Source organism: Caulobacter sp. P1_B12_2 (assembly GCF_056406675.1).
Window position 1 is genome coordinate 1 of the sequence record NZ_JBFTZS010000029.1, and the last position, 19,086, is coordinate 19,086.

10 protein-coding genes and 1 tRNA gene are annotated in these 19,086 nt (G+C 62.8%); 5 read left to right on the forward strand and 6 right to left on the reverse strand.

Annotated elements, in window-relative coordinates; translation table 11 throughout:
• Positions 1 to 239 (reverse strand): zinc-finger domain-containing protein (locus tag AC1DZ6_RS03480; protein WP_477095803.1); only part of this gene is annotated, 239 nt, incomplete at its 3' end.
• Between the two features lie 153 nt (positions 240 to 392).
• On the opposite strand from AC1DZ6_RS03480, the gene AC1DZ6_RS03485 reads away from it, so the two are divergent.
• From AC1DZ6_RS03485 to AC1DZ6_RS03505, 5 genes are all read left to right on the forward strand, one after another.
• Positions 393 to 1,355 carry an ABC transporter ATP-binding protein gene (locus AC1DZ6_RS03485; RefSeq protein WP_477095804.1) on the forward strand — a complete coding sequence of 321 codons (963 nt, stop codon included), beginning with the start codon at positions 393 to 395 and terminating at the stop codon, positions 1,353 to 1,355.
• Between the two features lie 185 nt (positions 1,356 to 1,540).
• Positions 1,541 to 2,599, forward strand: a complete 1,059-nt coding sequence (locus AC1DZ6_RS03490; protein WP_477095805.1) for a purine nucleoside permease — start codon at positions 1,541 to 1,543, stop codon at positions 2,597 to 2,599.
• Position 2,600: 1 nt separating this feature from the next.
• Positions 2,601 to 3,917: an NCS2 family permease gene (locus tag AC1DZ6_RS03495; RefSeq protein WP_477095806.1), complete on the forward strand. Its 1,317-nt coding sequence runs from the start codon at positions 2,601 to 2,603 to the stop codon at positions 3,915 to 3,917.
• Positions 3,918 to 3,977: 60 nt separating this feature from the next.
• A tRNA-Arg gene (locus tag AC1DZ6_RS03500) sits at positions 3,978 to 4,054 on the forward strand.
• 318 nt (positions 4,055 to 4,372) lie between these two features.
• The gene (locus tag AC1DZ6_RS03505; protein WP_477095807.1) at positions 4,373 to 5,875 is read left to right on the forward strand and encodes an HNH endonuclease domain-containing protein; all 1,503 of its coding nucleotides are present in this window, start codon (positions 4,373 to 4,375) and stop codon (positions 5,873 to 5,875) included.
• A gap of 605 nt (positions 5,876 to 6,480) precedes the next feature.
• Here the strand turns inward: AC1DZ6_RS03505 and AC1DZ6_RS03510 are convergent.
• The 5 genes from AC1DZ6_RS03510 to AC1DZ6_RS03530 all read right to left on the reverse strand — a co-directional run.
• Entirely contained in the window at positions 6,481 to 8,040 is a 1,560-nt protein-coding gene (locus tag AC1DZ6_RS03510; protein ID WP_477095808.1) for an AAA family ATPase, read from the reverse strand.
• Positions 8,041 to 8,060: 20 nt separating this feature from the next.
• Positions 8,061 to 12,080: an Eco57I restriction-modification methylase domain-containing protein gene (locus tag AC1DZ6_RS03515; protein WP_477095809.1), complete on the reverse strand. Its 4,020-nt coding sequence runs from the start codon at positions 12,078 to 12,080 to the stop codon at positions 8,061 to 8,063.
• Positions 12,077 to 15,328, reverse strand: coding sequence for a helicase-related protein (locus AC1DZ6_RS03520; protein ID WP_477095810.1), 3,252 nt, complete (start codon positions 15,326 to 15,328; stop codon positions 12,077 to 12,079). Before AC1DZ6_RS03520 ends, AC1DZ6_RS03515 begins: the two co-directional genes overlap by 4 nt.
• A gap of 183 nt (positions 15,329 to 15,511) precedes the next feature.
• Positions 15,512 to 18,247, reverse strand: coding sequence for a MobF family relaxase (gene mobF, locus AC1DZ6_RS03525; protein WP_477095811.1), 2,736 nt, complete (start codon positions 18,245 to 18,247; stop codon positions 15,512 to 15,514).
• On the reverse strand, positions 18,247 to 19,086 hold an 840-nt coding region (locus tag AC1DZ6_RS03530), incomplete at its 5' end, for a type IV secretion system DNA-binding domain-containing protein (RefSeq protein WP_477095812.1). The genes mobF and AC1DZ6_RS03530, both read right to left, overlap by 1 nt.

The window sequence follows — 19,086 nt, forward strand, 5'->3', positions numbered from 1 at the left end:
TCCTCGTCGTGGCCGGCGGCGGTCTGGGCCACGAAGCGGCGGTAGCAATAGGAGCAGTCGACGAAGCCGGCCGCGCCCATTTCCAGCCAGACGCGCGGGTGGCCCAGCGCCCCGCCGACGCCCTCGCAGGCGATGCGGTGCGAGCGGACCATGACGGTTTCCGGCGCGGGACCGGCGCCGACCGCGACGACGGTGGGCTCCATGGCGGTGGGAGCGGTGGACGTGGCCTTGCGCGCCATGTTGGTAAAACCCTTGAAATCCAGACGCGGCCTTGGCGAGGCGGCGATGCAGGCCTACCTATGCGACCCATCGCGCCGCCGTCAATTCGTACGAGGCCGTTCCTTTCCCTATCGCCCGCCTTCTTGGTTCGGCGGACCGCATCTGGACGTTTCATGGACCTGCCCGCGTACGCGATCGAAGCCGAAGGCCTGTTCAAGACCTATCCCGCCTCCAAGACCGCCCCGGAGAAGCGCGCCCTCAACGGCATCGACCTGAAGGTGCCGCGCGGCTCGATCTTCGGGCTTCTGGGACCCAATGGGGCTGGAAAGTCGACCTTCATCAACATCCTGGCCGGCCTGACCCGCAAGTCGAGCGGCACGGTGAAGATCTGGGGGCGCGACATCGACGAGCGTCCGCGCGACGCCCGCGCCGCCATCGGGGTGGTGCCGCAGGAGCTGGCGGCCGACGTGTTCTTCACCCCCCGCGAGTCGCTGGAGGTGCAGGCCGGCTTCTACGGCGTGCCCAAGAAGGAGCGACGCACCGACGAGCTGCTCAACGCCCTGGGCCTGGGCGACAAGGCCGACGCCTATGTCCGCCAGCTGTCGGGCGGCATGAAGCGCCGCCTGATGGTGGCCAAGGCCATGGTCCACCAGCCGCCGGTGCTGATCCTCGACGAGCCGACCGCCGGGGTCGACGTCGAGCTGCGCCGCCAGCTGTGGAGCTATGTCACCGGGCTGAACCAGCTGGGCGTGACCATCGTCCTGACCACCCACTACCTGGAAGAAGCCCAGGAGCTGTGCGACCAGATCGCCATCGTCAATCGCGGCGAGGTGGTCGTGAACGAACCGACGGCCAAGCTGCTGGGCCGCATGGACATCCGCAACGTGGTGGTGACGCCGGAGGAGCCCGTGACGGCCGCGCCGCTGCTGCCGGGCTTCGAAACCAAGCTGCGCGGGGCCGGGGCGTTCTCGGTGTCGTACCGCACCGGCCAGTCCAGCGTGGAGCAGGTGCTGGCCGCGGTCCGCGCCGAGGGTCTGAAGATCAGGGACATCGCGACCGAGGATCCGGACCTGGAGGACGTGTTCGTGTCGCTGACCTACGGCGATCCGAACGCCAAGGATCCGCTGAAGACCTGAACTTGCGCGACCTCTTCCCCCTCTGGGGGAAGACGATCACGAAGCGATCCGTAGGGGGCAAGTGGTCGCCGCTTGTGCGCCGGACGAGCGTATCGACAATCCCCTCCGCCTCTCGGGCGATCCCCGATTGCGTCGCGCGCCGCATCGGTGGAGTTTCGGCGCCAGTTTCGGGGCGTGAGGGCGACATGCGGGCATTTTTCATTCGGGTCCTGATGGCCCTGGTCATGGCGACCGGTCTCGGCGGTCTCGCCTGCGCCCAGGCCAAGCCCATCGCGATCAAGGTCGTGGTCGTCACCACCTTCGAGATCGGGGCCGACACCGGCGACATGGCGGGCGAGTTCCAGCCCTGGGTCGAGGGCTGGCCGCTGAAGCACGAGATCACCATCCCGGGCATTCGCCACGTCGCCCGCTATTCCGACGACGGGGTGCTGGCCATCGTCAGCGACATGCGCGGCCGGACCCGCGAAAGCGTCGCGGCCCTGATCCTGTCCAACCAGTTCGACCTGTCCAAGGCCTACTGGATCGTCAGCGGCATCGCCGGCGTCGATCCCAAAGCCGCCTCGCTCGGCAGCGCCGCCTGGGCCCGCTACGTGGTCGACGCCGATCCGATCTACGAGCTGGACGAGCGCGACGTCCCCRCCGGCTGGCCCTACGGCCTCTATTCGAACGACGCCGAACGCCCGAACGTGAAGGGCAAGGCCGAGGGCTCGAGCGCCATGGTCTGGACGCTGGACAAGGGGCTGGTCGACTGGGCCTACGGCCTGACCCGCGACGTCAAGCTGCCCGACTCCCCCGGCCTGCAGGCCCTGCGCGCCTCGTACAAGGGCGACCCGGCAGGCCAGCGGCCGCCCTTCGTGCTGCAGGGCGACGCCCTGGGCACGGTGCGTTTCTGGCACGGCGCCCGCCGCACCCAGTGGGCCCAGGACTGGGTCAAGCTCTGGACCGACGGGGCCGGAACCTTCACCATGACCGACTGCGAAGACCAGGGTATCCTCGACGTGCTCGACGCCCACGCCGCGTCCGGAAAGATCGACCGCCGCCGGGTTCTGGTCCTGCGCACGGGCAGCAACTATTCGCGCGGGCCGCAAGGCGAGCAGAGCCTGCCGCACGTGTTCCACGGCGAAGGCCTCAAGGCCAGTTTCGACTCCGCGTTCCGGGTCGGCGGCGTCGTGGTCCGCGAACTGACCACCCACTGGGACCGCTACGCGTCCGAAATCCCTACGACGACCGGCCGGAGCCAGTAGCATGCTCGAACGCCTCTTCGGCCTGAAGGCCAACGGCACGAACGTCCGCACCGAGGTGCTGGCCGGGGTCACCACCTTTATGACCATGGCCTATATCGTCGTGGTCAATCCCACGATCCTGGGCGAGGCCGGCCTGCCGGTGGCCGCCGTGGCCGCCGCCACCTGCCTGGCCGCCGGCTTCGGCTCGATCCTGATGGGGCTGATCGCCAACTACCCCCTGGCCCTGGCCCCGGGCATGGGGCTGAACGCCTATTTCACCTACACCGTGGTCAAGGGCATGGGCGTGCCGTGGGAGACGGCCCTGGGCTGCGTGTTCATCTCGGGCGTGGCCTTCCTGGTCTTGACCCTGGTGGGCGTGCGCCAGATGATCGTCGCGGCCATCCCCAAGCCGCTGTTCTCGGCGGTCGCCGCCGGGGTGGGGCTGTTCATCGCCTTCATCGGCCTGAAGGAGGCCGGGATCATCGTCGCCAACCCCGCCACCACCGTGGCCCTGGGCGACCTGACCACCCCGACCGCCGCCGTGGCGATCATGGGCCTGGTGCTGATCGCCGTGCTGCAGGCCTGGCGGGTCAAGGGCGCGATCCTGATCGGCATCCTCCTGGCCACCGCCGCCGGCTGGGCCCTGGGCCTGGCGAAGATCGTTCCGGCGACCTCGAGCCTCGCCGACCTGACCGCCACGGCCTTCAAGATGGACGTGGCCGGCGCGTTCAATCTCAAGGGCGGTATCGGTCTCGCCCTGCTCGAGATCATCTTCGTCTTCCTGTTCGTCGACCTGTTCGACAATGTCGGCACCCTGGTCGCGGTGACCAAGAAGGCCGGCTTGCAGGCCCCCGACGGCTCGATCCCGCGCCTGAACCGGATCCTGATCGCCGACTCGGCCGCGACCATGATCGGCGCGGCGGCCGGCACCTCGACCGTCACCAGCTATATCGAGAGCGCCGCGGGCGTGACGGCCGGCGGCCGCACCGGCCTGACGGCGGTGGTGGTCGGGATCCTGTTCCTGGTCACCCTGTTCTTCGCGCCGCTGGTCCAGGCCATTCCGGCCGCCGCGACGGCGCCGGCCCTGATCCTGGTGGGCGCCCTGATGGTCGGCTCGCTGGTCGACGTCGACTGGGCCGACCCAACCGTGGCGATCCCGGCCTTCCTGACCCTGATCACCATTCCGCTGACCTTCTCGATCGCCAACGGGCTGGCGTTCGGCATCACCAGCTACGCCGTGCTGCGCCTGCTGACCGGCAAGATCGGCAAGGGCGACTGGCTGCTGCTGATCCTGGCGGCGCTGTTCGTGGTCCGCTTCGTCTATCTGGCGAAAGGCTAGAAAAGACCCGTTTGCGCCAGCGCGGCCTTTCGGCTAAGACCGCGCTTCCGCAAGGCGGAAGCACCCGTAGCTCAGCTGGATAGAGCGTTGCCCTCCGAAGGCAAAGGTCACACGTTCGAATCGTGTCGGGTGCGCCAAAATCTCTAATAAAATCAAATATTTGTCGGCGCGGCGAGATCTCTGCCCGCGCTTCGGTCGCTTTTGTGGGGCGCTAGTGGGGCAGTCCCGATGGGCAAATCCCGACTCAGCGGCCTGGCCGTGCGCCTGAACGATATTGCGTCATAACCGATCCTTGGCGTCCTTCCGGAAACCCGCAATTCGAGACCAATGTGGGTGCAATTCCGTTGAGCGCATTGGATCCGAGATCGCGGATCCGTTTGAACTCGGTTAACTAAGCATTGAGGGGGCCGTATCTGGCCGTGGCTGTGGGCGGGGCTGGGGACTGCACGATGGCTATGAAGCGACTGCTGACTGAAACCGAAAAGCAAACGGWGCGAGCCCAGCAAATTGGGCCGGATGGCTCACTGCGGTGCTTCATTTCTGGCGACATAATTGGCGACAGCGACGAGGTGGAATACGACCATATCCAGCCATGGTCGAAGGATGGCGACACCAGCGTCGCCAACATCAGAATAACGCTTAAAGGCCTCAATCGCCGGAAGGGCGATCAGACCCTTTACGACGTCCGGGACAACCTACGTCTGGAACGCCTGTTCGAAGCCAAGCAGAACGAAATCCGCCTTCAGGACATATTCAAACTGAAGGACGTCGTGGGTCGAAGCATCCACGCGAACGTGAGCGGCGCCACCATCAAGGTGGATGACGGGCAAGCCGCGTTTGAATTCCCCCTGTTTCACGATGCGGTTCTGGGGGTCCCTTATTTCTACGGACGGATACCCGTCCCGTGGATTGAGAATGACGATCAAGAAGGCCTTCAGCCCCGCGTTATCGATTTTAAGCGCCTAATCGCAATTCGGGACCATTTGAAAACACACCCCCAGCTCGCGCCCTCTATCGGCCGACTCCTCGGCGGGAGGTTGAAGTTGTTTGATGGGCAGCACAAGCTGGCCGCTCAAGTACTCAACAATCAAACTGAAGTCGATATCAAAGTCTACGTCTCACCTCTGGAAGTAGAAGCGTCAAAACAGCTTTTCGACAGCTTGATGATCACCAACTTAGACGCGCACTCCAAGCTCAAGCAGATTCCGTTCTACACATCGACAATGTTGGCTCGCCTCTCGGTGATCCACCGGGAATATCTTGACGAATTCATCGCCCAGCGAGACCCAGAAACGCACACGGAAACAAATTTCATCGGCTTCCTCACCGCCAGCAAGGCGCTCAGCCAGCAAGAAGCCAAGGAGATCCTTCGGGGAGCGATACGGAATTCGGCGCTCGGTGCCTCGACGCTCCAAGACCACATTGCCAAGGCCTCGAAGGACGCCAGCTTCCCGATCACCGTTGACCTGCTGAGCAAGACGATTTTCCGATCCACTCTGTACCTGGAGCCGTCGAACGCGCGGTTCAACTCCGAGCAGGATCACCGCAGCGCGGAGACTGAAAACTTCGCGGTCGTGGCTGACCTTCTCGTTCAAGAGACTGGTGTTCAGAGCTGGGTCGCAAACACCAAGGGGAAGTCACTTACGAACGAGCAGCTCAAGGCGCGCCGGATTTGGCACAAGGGATCGGTCTTGACTTGGTCGCCATACCTGAAGAGCATCCTGATCTTCGCTCTTCACATCATGACTACCGCAGAGCGCGACGCCATGCTCTATCGGCCGGCTATCACGGACAAGGAGAAGGACATCATTCGGGTTTGCTTGAAGCGGCTGTTCTCTCATCCGATGTGGGATGACCCGGAAGCGGAGATTGATAGCCTGCTAGTGTCGGCGCAAAAGCAGGACGCGCTGTTCGACCGCAAGGGCCTGACGGAGAAGTATGTCGTTTCCGGCGCGTGACCCAAGCTTCGACACTCCAACCAACCTCCTAGCCTCGGATCATTTGGCTTTCGCGACTGTGAGCAAGTGTCTCACGGCCGCCAGCGCCCCTTGGTCGCAAAAGGCTTCTGCTTGGTCCAAGGCACTGTCGGCCGCACCAGGGCCCACGCACCGTACAACGGGCATCGAAGTTGACGCGCTCGTCGGCGCCTCATGTAGTTCAAACTGCGCCCAGTCCTCTTTGGGATCGAGATGCGCGCGCGCCATCTCAAACCAGGTGCGGTCATGCGTCAGCATGACGATCTGGCATTGCGATCATGGAAGCTTGGCCGACACAGTCGCCAACATCGATACCTGGTGCGATTGGGATGCTTACCCAAAGACTTGGCCAGGGGCTGAGACGCCGGGCTACGCCACCTGGCGTCGTGCCCTTAAATGATGGGATCCGGAAAAGCGCAGCGCGGAGAYTGGCTCAAATCCAACGAGACTTAGTCACGCCGGTCCACACTATCCACGCGACGAGGTGAAGGTGACGTTGGACCATTGGAAGATCAAGTAAGGAGAGGCATAGCCTATGAAGCTCTGTCGGCCGCTGATTGAGCCGCGCCACGTGCGTTTTATGAGGTTCAGCGACCGCGCCTCTTTAACTCAGCAGTCGGCAGAACCTTCAACGAGAAGAGCAGCTTATCGACGACCTCGATGGCACCCCGCACTTCGCTTGGAAAGCCCTCCGGAGTGCCGCCGTGGGAGAGCGGATTGAGTAGAATCGTCGTGTACATCCGCACCGATTCAATCACGGAGGCGTAGTGCTTTTCAGTATCGCGTCCCTCAATGCATTCGAGGAACTTAGAGGCCGGAAGAAAGGCGGGGGGAGCGACATACGGGACCATGATGTCCTTCACGGCGCAGAACTCCCGCAGCGCAAACTCGGTCGCGAGCCTTGCCGCATTTCCCGCTGCATGCAGATGGCCATCCTTTAAAAACCTTCTCGCTGTGGCGAGGGCTTGCGCCGCTACGCTGGAGTCCACATTGGTGGGAAGGGGCGCGAAGTTGTGATCTTGCGGTTGGTGAAGCTGCCAGTAGGTCCAGAATTTGTCGGCTTGGCCGACACGTTGATATTGACGCGCGATGTCAAACCAAACCCGGTCATGAGTGAGTATGATCACCTGCCAATCCCGAAACTCATCGGCGAGGACATCGAGCAGCGGAATCCGATTCGCTTGGTCGAGACCAATCAACACATCATCCAACACCATGAGGCGCGGCATATCGTTGACGGTCTGGCGCTCGGCCAGCTTTCGACCCGCAAAGTATATGGCGAGCGCTAGCGCGGAGAGGCGAGCCTCATTCAGGAAGAACTGCGGATACTCGACCGGCTGGCCATGGAACGTGATTTCGGAAATGACCTCGCAATCATCGTATGCGCGACCTTCCCTAGAGGAAGAATTGTTGTAGGCGATGCGTTTTGCGGTCAACATGGTTACTCGGATATCGCCATGGCCCAGCTTATCGAGTAGTGGGTTTACTAGTGGCAGAACCTCCCGAAGAGCTTCTTCAAGGCCGTCGTTCAACAGTCGGCTGTCTGCGTTGATCTGATCAAGCTGCGCCTCACGCAGCTGGCCGCGCTCCAGCATTTCTGAAAGACGGAGCCAGATTTCACCCAATCGGTCGCCCGTAACAGTCGGGAAGTCGCGCAACAGTTCATTCACGCAGACATCGAACAGGTTCACTTCATCCGCATGGTCATGATTGGTCGCAAGGAGCGACTGATAGCTAATAATCGCCTTAGACCATGCGGCATTGACGATTCGCGCGTCCGCAGGGCCGAATCGAGCGTCAGCCGGATGAGAGGCAGCGGTCCATTCAGCGGGCCCCTCGCCGTCGTCATAGGTGACGCTGACCCGACTCTGGCCGCGCTTGTCCTCAGGTGTGAAGCGGTTCGCTTGATCAGAGAGCAGTTCGGACAGGGCTTCCCCTGACTGGCCGTAAGCAAACATTCCGTCCAGCGCATGGAAGATCGTGGATTTGCCGACCCCGTTCTCGCCGTAGAGGAACAGGTTATGGCCATCTAGACCGATCGCCACCGGCGTCGGCCCGGGAAAGGCGCGGAAATCGCGGATCTCAATAGTTTTGATACGTGGCCTGCGAGGCCCAGCCGCAGGCGCGACTCCCGTTCTTCTAGCCATTCCCCGTCCCACAGCCTTCGTTATCCCTTGCCCTCGATGATCCGCACCACGTCGAGGGTCCGGAGATCGGAGAGCATGACCCTCAAAGGTTGACCGGACGCGAGGTGGGCCTTGGTGAAGGCTTCGGCGGCGACGGCGAGCGCATCGCCTGTCAGACCGCCCAACTTTCCCAAACCCGCTTGGCCAGCGGCGTCGAGCAGCTTCAGTCCGCGCGCATGGAGATCTTTCGGGAAATAGAGCTCGTAGACGAAGCCGTTCAGGAGCTGCTCAAGGGCAGCGTTCGCCCAGTCCGAATGGAGCAACGCGGCGATCGGCCCGATCATCGCCTTGGCGTCGGTGCCGGCGTTCGGAATCGGAAACTGACCGACGTACATCGGCTTGAATTCGAAGAACCCGCCCTGACGGCCGGCATAGGTTGTCTGCGCTACCCACCATGACACCGGCGAATTGAGGCACGCCGCCAGATAGCGCCAGTCGTCAGACACGACGATGCAGGTTTTGTCGTTGCTGAAAAAGCCGCTGGTCTCTGGAGCGTAGGCAACGGTTTTCTCGATCGCAGGAATGACGAGCTTCGGCCGTAGGAATTCTTCCCAATAGGCAACGTTATCCTGAATCTCAAACCACTTATATGAGCCCCCCTTCCGACCCGGCCAGTTTGGTCGATCCCAGTCGCGGGGCTTAGGTTCAAGCGCCTCTCGATAGCCTTCCAGGTGTCGCTTGACGGCTGGATATCGATCAATATCGACGCCCCGCCGGGTGAAGATCAGCCATAGATCCTGAGGCTGGACGCGCCAACGTTTCACATCGCGGCCGCGCAGGAACGGCTTGATGATCTCCTCGCTCTTGGGGTCGGCCTTGATCAGAGCGGCCCGGGTCGCGCCATCGATAACGAAGGCGTCGTTAAAACCCGTCAGAATGCCACGATAGAGCCGTCCCTCGACATAGTCGCTGAGCGGCACGCCCGCCGCGCGGATGCGCGCCAAAAGGTCGCGCTTGACGGTCGGCTCGATCTGCCACCCGTCCTTGTTCAGCGCCGTCTGGGGCATGTCGAAGCCGGCGCTTTGGAGCAGCTCCGGAAAGGCCTCAATCTCGGCCTTCTCGCCCAAGTCCTGCCAGTTCAGGGCGCGGAAGCGTTCGGACGAAATCGGACCCCGCCGCGCAGGGTCACGCCGTTCGGCGATGAGGATGGTCGGGTAGGCGATGGCGTCAAACACATCCGCGTCGCCAAAATCGATGAGGGCCTCGATCCTGGCGTTGACGTTGAACCAGTGGCGCAGGTTCTCGCCGTACTTGGCGCGATACCATTTGTTCGACGTGATGTAAGCGAAGGCGCCGCCGGGCCGGAGCAGCTTTACGCCGCGCTCGATGAAGTAGACGAACAGATCCGCCGTCCCGGCGTAGCTGCCGAGCGAAAGACCGTTCTTGTCCTTACCGCCATAGTGCGCCTGAAGCGCGGGCTTCTGATCGGTGATTTTTTCCTGCCGAACGTAAGGCGGGTTGCCGATCACGATGTCAAAGCCATCATGCAGCTGGAACATCCACAGAGGATCGAAGAACGGCGCGCTTGCTTGCTGATCAAAAGGGTCCCAGCGTGCGGCCTTCCGCGCGTCCTCGTGTGGCAGCGAATGCTCGGTCTCGAGAATGTCAGCCAGCTCGTCGCGGTGTTCCTGAATCAACTCACGGTACTTGCGCTTTGTTCGCATAGTGCGGGCGGCGAAGTATCGTTGGGTTKCGTCTTCAATCAGCAGCTCCAAGGCGCCGATGCGCGGATTGGCAAACAGATCGACCTGCATCGGCCGCTGGAGGGGGATCAGGCTGTTTGCCGCCACCAGTTTGGTTTCGAGGTTGGGCAATGGCTTGATGCCCAGGTTGTCGTCGCGCCGATCTGGATCAGGAGTCTGCTCGACCGCTAGGCTGATGAAAAAGCGCAACTTGGCGATCAGGATGGCAACCGGCTGGATATCCGCCCCGTACAGACAGCGCTCGATCAAGTGTAACTTACGAACATAGTCGGCGAGTTCGTTGTCGGCGAATTCCTCGTCGAAGGCTTGAAGGGCCGCCTCCGCCTCCTCCATCTCCTGTTCGCGCCGGGTGATGTCATATTGCGGTGCCCGGGCCACCCGTTCGGCTAACGGCGCGCGCAGCGCCGCCTTCCATTTGCGGTTGTCGGGATCCAAGCGCCGTAAAGCGTCCATCAGGGCCTGAAGCATCCCCATGGGGAATGCGCCGGAGCCGCAAGCTGGGTCGAGCACCTTCAAGTCCTCGATCGCCTTAATCAGAACCTCCCGCTCCGCTTCCGAAAACTCGGGAGCGGGCGCTGTAGGATCGAGCAAATCATGGACGCGTGAATCCTCGCGGTCCCTCGCGGCGGGGGCGGGGGCGGGGCTCGCCGGCGGTCGCTCCATCGCTAGCTCGCCGGGCGCGGGGGCAAAGTCCAAGAGCTCGGCGCGCGGACGGAACCCTCGGTCGTCTGAGTGCTTAAGCCCCTTTAGCGCGGCATTGAACTGGTGCGTAAGCGTCCCTCGCACCATGAAATCGACGACGTAACGCGGCGTGTAGAACGAGCCCGACATCTTGCGGGCGGAGGAACTGGTTTCCGGGTTGTAGGAGGCCAGAAGGTTCTCGAAGACCTTGCCGAGCAGTTCGGGATCGAGGGCGACCTCTTCCTCGACCGAGGTGTTCTCCTCGACCGTGAACACATAGCTGTCGAACAGGGTGAAGAGACCGGAAGCCTTGTAAGTCCGCCCGCTGGTCTCATACTCGGCATTCAGGTCTACGTCCTGCAGTTCGCCGAAGAAAATACTATTTGGCACATGCAGTGGGTTCTTCGGATGGTCGGAGAAACCATCGACCCGAAGCCGTTTGCCGTCACTGATCTTGGCCAAGTTAGGGTTTCGTTCCAGGTCTCGCTGCGTCAGCTCGCGATCCAGGCACTCGAAGAGCCCGCCGTTGAGGAACGGCACCCTTCGGAAAAGGCCGAGCGCAGCCTCAGGGTCTGCGAACAGATCCTCGTAGCGGTAGACGCTGTGAATCAGGTGATGCCCGTCCTGCCCACCGCCCACGCTGCGGCTGCGCCATTTGCGGCCCTCGCCCATCTCCGTGTTCAGGGTGGCGAAGAACAGGTTCTGCAGGATCGCTTTGTAGTAATTGTCGGCGTCCGCAGCCTCGCCTGGGTCGACTTTTAACAAAGTGCGAACATCTTCCAGGCGGAAGAATTCCGAGGGGATCAGCCCCCTCTCCTTGATGAACCAGCAGAAGATGATGCGGGTCAGCAGGCGGATGAGTGGGACTTCGGGCTTGTCGCCGGCACCCGCCGGAAATGAGACTAGCTGCCGCGACCAGAAGAACCAGTTGGCGAGCTCGCGATAGAAGGTCTCATTGAGGGTCTTTGTCGAGAGCGCCGCCTGCCATCCCTCATAGAGGTCCCCAAAGTTGGAGGGGCGAGACCGCATGGCCCGCCAGTCCAGCTTGGCCAGAATGGTCAGGTGTCCGCGGTGCGGCCGCTGAGTGTTGACGTTCAGGATGATCGTCACGCGGCCTGTCTGCACATCGCGGGTGGCGTCTCGCTTGTGCTGGCGTCGCTCGCTAGCGGCGAGGGAAAACCGCTGACCATGTCGGAACAGAATAATCACTGGCATGGGGAAGAGGCTGTTCACCGCTCGCGTGATTCCCGCGAGCGTCGCGCGCTTCCACGCCTCCCCCTCCAGGTCGATGGCGAGAAAAACGAAGCTATCGACGATGCTCTTTCCGTAGCGCTCGACCAGATTCATCGCGCCAGACTCGCGGCCCAGCAGCGGGATCTCATCGTTCGTCAGTTGGAAGAGGAAGCGAACCTCGCGCCACTGGTCCAGATGCGCAGACGGATGGAGAAGCTTGCCCTCGGGATCTATCTCCCGCGCAAACGAACCCGGCTGCCCATCCAATGCAATCGTCTTGGCGCTGCGATAGCCAAGGACCTCCAGCAGCTCACGGCCGGCCTCCTCCAGCGGGAGGTGAGCAAATGCGCGAACGGCGCCGTCGATTGCTGCGAAATCGGTCATGCCGCGCCGCTCCCCGCCCGGATGAGGAGCCAGGTGATCAGGTCGTAGTCGAGGCTTGTGCGCGCCTGAGCGCCCTCATCCGGCACGCGGGCACCGCGGGAGCCGGTAAGTGATGCGAGTGTTCGGGACGCCGAGGTTTCACCCACGGAGGCGACGGCGGCTCGGATCAATCCGTCATAGCGATCCATGGACTCGCCGTAGTTGGTCTCGTCGTCGAAGGCGTTGCAGAGCGCCGCAAAAGGTTCGCCGCGGCCGAGGCATAGGGCGCGATAGGCCTCCAGGATTGGCTTGGGCTGACCGAAACCGACTCGCACTGTACCGTCGTCTCTGAGTTGGACGAGATAGTATGGGTCGAGCGGATTGATCTTTGCTTGTTCAGGGTTCGGATCGGCTGGGCGCCGCCGCAGACAGAAGATCACACCGGGATCGACGGTGCGGCCCTCGACCGCGTTTGGCACGATTGCGTGGAGTCCCAGGGGGGCGTCTCGCAACGCCTGCTCGTTGGCTCGCGCGAACCCGAGCAGTTCGGCGCGGAAATCGTCGAGCGCAAAGTCTGCGAGGGTTACGCCGCCACCCGCGTCTTCTAGTTCGAACACTTCATCCTTCAGGCGCGTGAGTTGATCGTCGCGCCAGCGCGCATCGCCATCCGCCTCGGCGCGCACATTCAGGAGATCATCCTCGCCGGTCGCCGAAAGATCGACCAGCGCCATGCGCGCCTCAACCCGGTCCTTGAGGCGAAGGTATTTGTTGAGGTCTTCGGTTGGCCAGAAATTGACCATGCGGATCGAGGCGTTACAGCTGCCGATGCGGTCAATCCGCCCAAACCGTTGGATGAGGCGCACTGGATTCCAGTGGATATCCACATTCACGAGCAGGTCGGCGTCCTGAAGATTCTGACCCTCGGAGATGCAGTCCGTGGCGATCAATAGGTCGATCTCGCCGACCGTCTCGGCTCCGCGCATGCCTGCACGACGCTTCGCACGGGGCGCGAAGTTCACCAGCACATCCTGAAAGCGCGCCTGGCCGAAGGTCGTCTTGCAACCGTCACCCGTCACCAACGCCGCTTGCAGGCCGTGCTCACGCGCAAGCGGCAGCAACTCGTCGTAGAGATAACGTGCGGTGTCGGTGAAGGCCGTAAAGAGGATGACCTTCCGATTGGCCTCGCCGTCACGGTTCACCGTGGGATTGGCAGCCTTTGCGCTGATGATCTCCTTGAGGCGGTCAAGCTTGGCGTCGCGATCGGGCGTGACTTTGCGCGCCACTTCAGCCAACGCGGCAATCCGGTCGCGGTCGCGGCCCAACGCCGCCTTCCATGCGGCTCGGTCGAAGTGGGCCAGATTGTACTTGAGAGCGCCGCCGACCTCGAAGGCTTCCTCCAGCTCGTCGTCGAGTTCGATCTCGTCTGCAGTGGGCGCTTCGATCGCCGCGGTCCCATCGAAGCTGTCGAGATCACTGAGCCGTTGATCGATCCGCGCCATCATGCGGTCCATCGTCAGGCGGAAAGAACTTACGGAGCTTTCCAGACGCTTGAGAAAGCCGACCTTCATCATCGCGACAAGGTATTTCTCACGATTGGCTTGGTCGAAATTCCCCCCCTTGTCATAGAGCGCTCGATACTTTGGGAGCACAAAGGTCAGAGGTCCGTAGAGCGCAAGTTCCAGCGTGCTGATTGCGGTGTCCACTTCCTCAAACGCGGGAAACCCGCCTTGGCTGTCGATGCTAGAGAAGATCGATTCAGGCGCGGCGCGCTTTGGGAACCCGCCGATCTTGTCCATCGAGGCGGCGTAGTGGCGCTCAACGTGCTTGCGCGATCGCGCGATGGTGACGCCGTCAAGCAGCCCGAACAGCGCGGGCGGAAGCTTGTTCAACAGTTCACCGGCGTCGCGACTTCCGCTTTTCGTCCACTCGGCAAAGCGTCGCTGCGCGCCACCAATTAAGGCACCGAGATTGGGCACGCCGAGGTCGGCGAAGCCGTCGCCCTTGTCGGTGGAGATCAGGTCGAGTTGGGCCTTGAGGTCGCCGAGATCGTTGTTCACCGGCGTGGCCGAGAGCAGGAGAACCTTGGTCTTAAGGCCGGCTTTGATCACATCGTCCATCAGCCGCTCGTAGCGACTGCGGCGCCCGCCGGGACTCTTGTTCCGCGCAGCGCTTCGGAAATTGTGCGACTCGTCGATGACGACAAGGTCGTAGTTGCCCCATTCGATTCGATTTAGGTCGATATCGCCTACCTTCCCCCTTTCGCGCGAAAGGTCGGTGTGGGACAGCACCGTGTAGCCGAACCTGTCGTCGCGTAGCGGGTTCATCTCGCTGTTGTTGGTCGCGAGATATTCGGTCCAGTTCTCGCGCAGCTTCTTTGGGCACAGAACCAGAACGTTCTTGTTGCGCTTTTCGAACCACTTGATCACGGCGAGGGCGGTGAAGGTCTTACCCAAACCGACGCTGTCGGCAAGGATGCAGCCACCGTGCTTTTCGATTTTAGAGAGCACTGCCCGCAGGCCGTCGCGTTGAAAATCGAACAACGCGCGCCAGATGGCGGTTTGTTCGAAAGCTGTCTGCTGGATCAGCGCTTCTTCCGTTGCCTGATCAGCCAAAAACTCATCGAAGAGGTGCAACAGGGTCTTAAAGTAGACGAACTCAGGCGATGCATGGGCGTAGCTCGCCTCCAGCGTTCGCAGAACCTCTTCGCGGACGTCCTCGGTAAGGTTGGCGTCGCTCCATAGCTCATCGAACCAGGTCAACAGATCTTCACGGTCGCGATCGCCATCGACGACCAGGTTGAGTTCGAGGTTCGGCGACTCTCCCAGCCCCAGCCCGTTGATCGTGAAGTTCGAGCTGCCCAGAATCGCATGAGGACGGCGGCCGTCATCAATGTGGATCAGCTTCCCATGCAGCAAGCCGGAACGCTTGACCGACCGAATCTCAACCCGGTCCCTGATCCATTGGGCACAGCGTAGCGCTGCGGATCGCTGCCTGATTTGCTCCGTGAGGCGCAGCCCAGATTCATCGAACGAAAAGGCAGGCGGAACAAGGTTGGCGTTGTCGGCATCCCTAAGGAAACGCGGTTCGCCGAAGAGGAACCGCATCTGTCCGACGGAATCCAAGGTCACGCGGAGGCGGTCGTAAGCGAAGGTCGTAAAATAAGCCGAGACAACCGACAGATGGCTATCGGGCACCGCACGTTCGCTGATGAACTCGTGAACCGCCCCTCTGCTGCGATTATCCCTTATGCCCGATCGCGCCGTCGTCACGCCCGCTCCTATTGCAACGTCGCCTAGTGTCCGGGGCGATGGTAAATTCAAAGTCCACAGATGGGAGGTGTACATCTAGCTGACTGAGAACAACAAGATAGTGTTGGCCCGCCCGAGGTGGGGTGCCAACATCGATTAGGCGCGGTTCCGGAACGAAGCCCATCTTCTGGAGGTGTCGAAGGGCTAGACCCTACCCATCCCGAGCTCAGCACGTAGCGCGACCGACGACCTCGCCTGCCTCTCTGCAACGCCAACCGCCAACTTTCCCCGGTCATCGGTATAGACTGCCGCCTCACTCCTAGCCCGCGACATCGCCACGTACATTGATGCCTGATCGACAAGGTTGGCACGCCCGCTCTCGGCGTGGACCATGACGCGGTCGGCGGTTCGTCCCTGGGCAGCGTGCGCGGTTTGCACATAGGCGTGACGGATGTGCTGGTCGCGGGCGGCGTCGAGCGTCAAGATCTCAAGACGGCTATCTGTTCGACGCACTTCAATCGACCGCCCGTCCAGAACCCGTGTCACCTCCGCCTGCGCTCCGTTGGCGCGGGCGGTGGCATGGTCATTGCGCGTGAACTCGATCCGGTCGCCCTCGCGGAACTCGCGAGGAGCTTGAACGAAGGCCTCGGCCTGACCCCACTGCGCTGGCGCCCAGTCGAGTCTTCGCCCTTGCGCACTCACGAGCGCCACACGACCCTCGCGCGGATCGACTGCAGCCACGGTGAACGCCTCGCCACGTCGAATGCCGCGATCGGGGTTGCGCTGATTGAAGATCACGACTTCGCCCGCCTCATAACTATCGGCGAGCCGCGCCTCGGCCTTGGTTAGGTCCTTGGCGACGAGGGTCGAGGCGGTCACGGCGACCTCGCCCAAGATACCCTGGTCGATCAGACGCTGGCGGATTTCACCATTCAGCGCCTCCCGTCCCTCGCGAGAGGGATCGATGACAATGGTCCGTGCGCGCTCCTGGGAACTAAGTGCGGCGTAATCGGTGGCGATCAGGGCGCGACGCGCTTCTGGCGTCTTTGCCTCCAGGATCTTGCCACCACCTGCGTCCAGGGCGTCGAAGGCGCGGCGGATCTCACCCCGCAAGGTCGCTTCGACGGCTTCCTTGGTCTTGGCGTTGGTCTGGCGTACGATTTCCATGAGGTGAGCGGTCTCCATGCCGGCTGCCTGTAACTGTGTGAAGGCCGCGCCTGCACCGACGGACCCCAACTGCTTTACGTCTCCGACAAGCACTGTCCTTGCCTGGGCGCGTTCAGCCGCCTCTAGCAGGCGCGCCATATCGCGAGCGGAGACGAGGCTCGCTTCATCGACCAGCCAAATCTGCGGCTTTCCGGCCGGCGCGTCCGATCGGCTCTCCTGCACCTTCAGATGCCGAGCGAGAGTTTGGCCTTCGACCGCCAGCGCCTCGCCCAAGGTGTGGGCGGCGGAAGCCGATGGACCCAAGGCGCGGATTTCAAATCCGGCCGCGTCGGCGGCCTTGGCGAAGGTCGCCAGAACGGTCGTGGTCTTGGCCGTTCCTGCATAACCTTGGACCGCGACGACCTGGCTGCGGCTGGAGAGGAGTATGTGCGTCGCGGCCCGCTGATCCTGGGTCCACGTGTGACCACGATCCTCGCCACGTAAAACCGCCTCGGCCACGATCCGGGAGGCTTCGACCGGCCCGGCAAAGGCCGGCGCCATGCCGCGCCCCCGGTATTCTGCCTGAAGGAGACGATGCTCAGCGCTGATGTTGTCGGCGGTCGTGAACCCTGCGCCCTCGATCCCGCGCCGGTCAAAGAAGACACGCGGTGCCAGCTCGCCCATGACCTGGGCGCGCTCGATGGCGCGGTGGATCTCGGCCTGGCCAGCCCGGCCCATGGTTCGCCGGCCGGCCTCCATCTCCAGCTCGGCGGTGTTGAACACCGCTTGGCGCTCGCCCAGCTTCTCGGCCGCGAACCGGATCGCCGCGTGAGCGCAGGCCTCGGCCTCGCCCTGCACTTCCAGGCCATGCCGAGGGTCTGCCGCCCTGGCTTCTGCTGCCGCGACCATACCCGTCCGGGCCAAGCGATTGAAGCCCGCGGCGTCGGCCGTGGCGCGCCAGTCGGCCACCAGCTCGGCTCGATCGCTGGCCTGCTTGCCGACACGCGTGTCGAGTGTGGCCATCTGCTTTTCGGCGGCGGTGGCCGTCTCCAGAGTCTTGCCGCGCTGGGCTAGGTGCGCCTCGATCTGGGCGGCGCGTTCGCTGAAGGCCTTTAGAACCTCCGCTGGCACGCCCTTGATTTCGAAGTTGGAGCCCTTGCTGGTCTCGACCTCGTATCCCAGCCGTCGTGCCTGAAGCGCCAGCTCTTGGCGGTAGATTTCGCCGATGGCCTTTTGCTGCTGGAAGAAGCTGCGGCCCTCCATGCTGCGCCAGACACCCTTGGCGTCCTTGGTCGCGTTCAAGATCACGTTGTGGGTGTGAAGTTGCGGATCTTGGGCTCGGCTGGTCTCGTGACGGAACGTGGCCGCGATTAGCGAGCCGGTGCGCACCTGCTCCACCTGGCCGCCTTCGCGGATACGAGTCGCGGCTCCATTCCGCTCGGCGAAGGCCAGGGCGGTCGCCGCCGCCTGATCGTGCGCCGAGATCAAGCGCTTGTCCCCCGCGACCAGGGCCATTACCGACACCGATTTGGGCGCGCTGAAGGTCAGATCCCAACCGGGTCGATGTTCGCGCTCGCCATTGCGGACCGTCCCAAGCACCTGGCCGGAGGGAAGAGCGCCATCGAGCAGGGCTTTGAACTGGTCGCGGTCGACTGGACCCTCCAAGTCCAAAGCCTCCGCGCCTTTGCCCTGCCAGGCGCTGGGCGCCAGGCCGCCCTCGGAATAATAGTCGTCGGCCTCGTAGTAGCTCGCTGCTTGGTTTGAGCTGGAGATCCCGGAAATGGTGGCGACCATCAGACCGGCCCGCCTTCGGGAATGAGCGGTCCCGACGCTGGCGTCGGCGTCACGCCCCAGAGGGTGTCGGCGACCTCGCCGGGAACATAGCCGGGCTGACGCGGCGCGCCGCGCTTGAGGATATGACGATTGTTCAACCGAATGCGCGCCACTGGCAGGCCGTCGGGAAGCTGCAAAAAGCCGTCGTGACGCGGCAGCCGAAACTCACTCTCTATAAGAGCGGCGCGGATCTGGCGCTGGCTCCCCAGTGAGGTGCGCCCCTTTCCGACCTCAAGGGCCAGGGACTCGGTGGTGCCGCGCATCTCAATCTCAACCTCACCCACCGTCTGGCTAGCCCATTTTCGGCTGTCGGCGTCGATGAGCTGAAGGAAGAGCTTGGTGTTGGTGCAGCCCAACAGGGCCTCGGCGCCGTCCTTGCCATAGCGGCTTCGCATTTGGCCGATTGCCTGGAAGGTCAGGACGACCGCCGCGCCGAACTTGCGGCCCTGCGGCAGCAGACGTTGCAGGTTATCGACCTTGGGAATGTCTGGAAGCTCGTCGAGCATCATCCAGACCCGCCGGCTAGGGTGTGGGTCCAGGCCGAGCATCGCACCGGCGGCGCACTCCAGCCAGCAAGCCAAAAGCGGCTTGGTCGCTTCGAAATAGTCCTCCTTACGGGGCACGAAGATCCAGGGCTTGGGCCCTTGGATCTGGTCCAGCCCTTTGAAGAAGGCGCGGAAGCTGAACGTCCCGCCGAGGCCCGGCGCGGCGCGCAGGTATTGCAGCAGGTTGACCGCCTCGGAGAGCATGAACMGCACCGAGCCGCTGGCGCGGTCGGCGTCATCCTCGAAGGTCCGCGC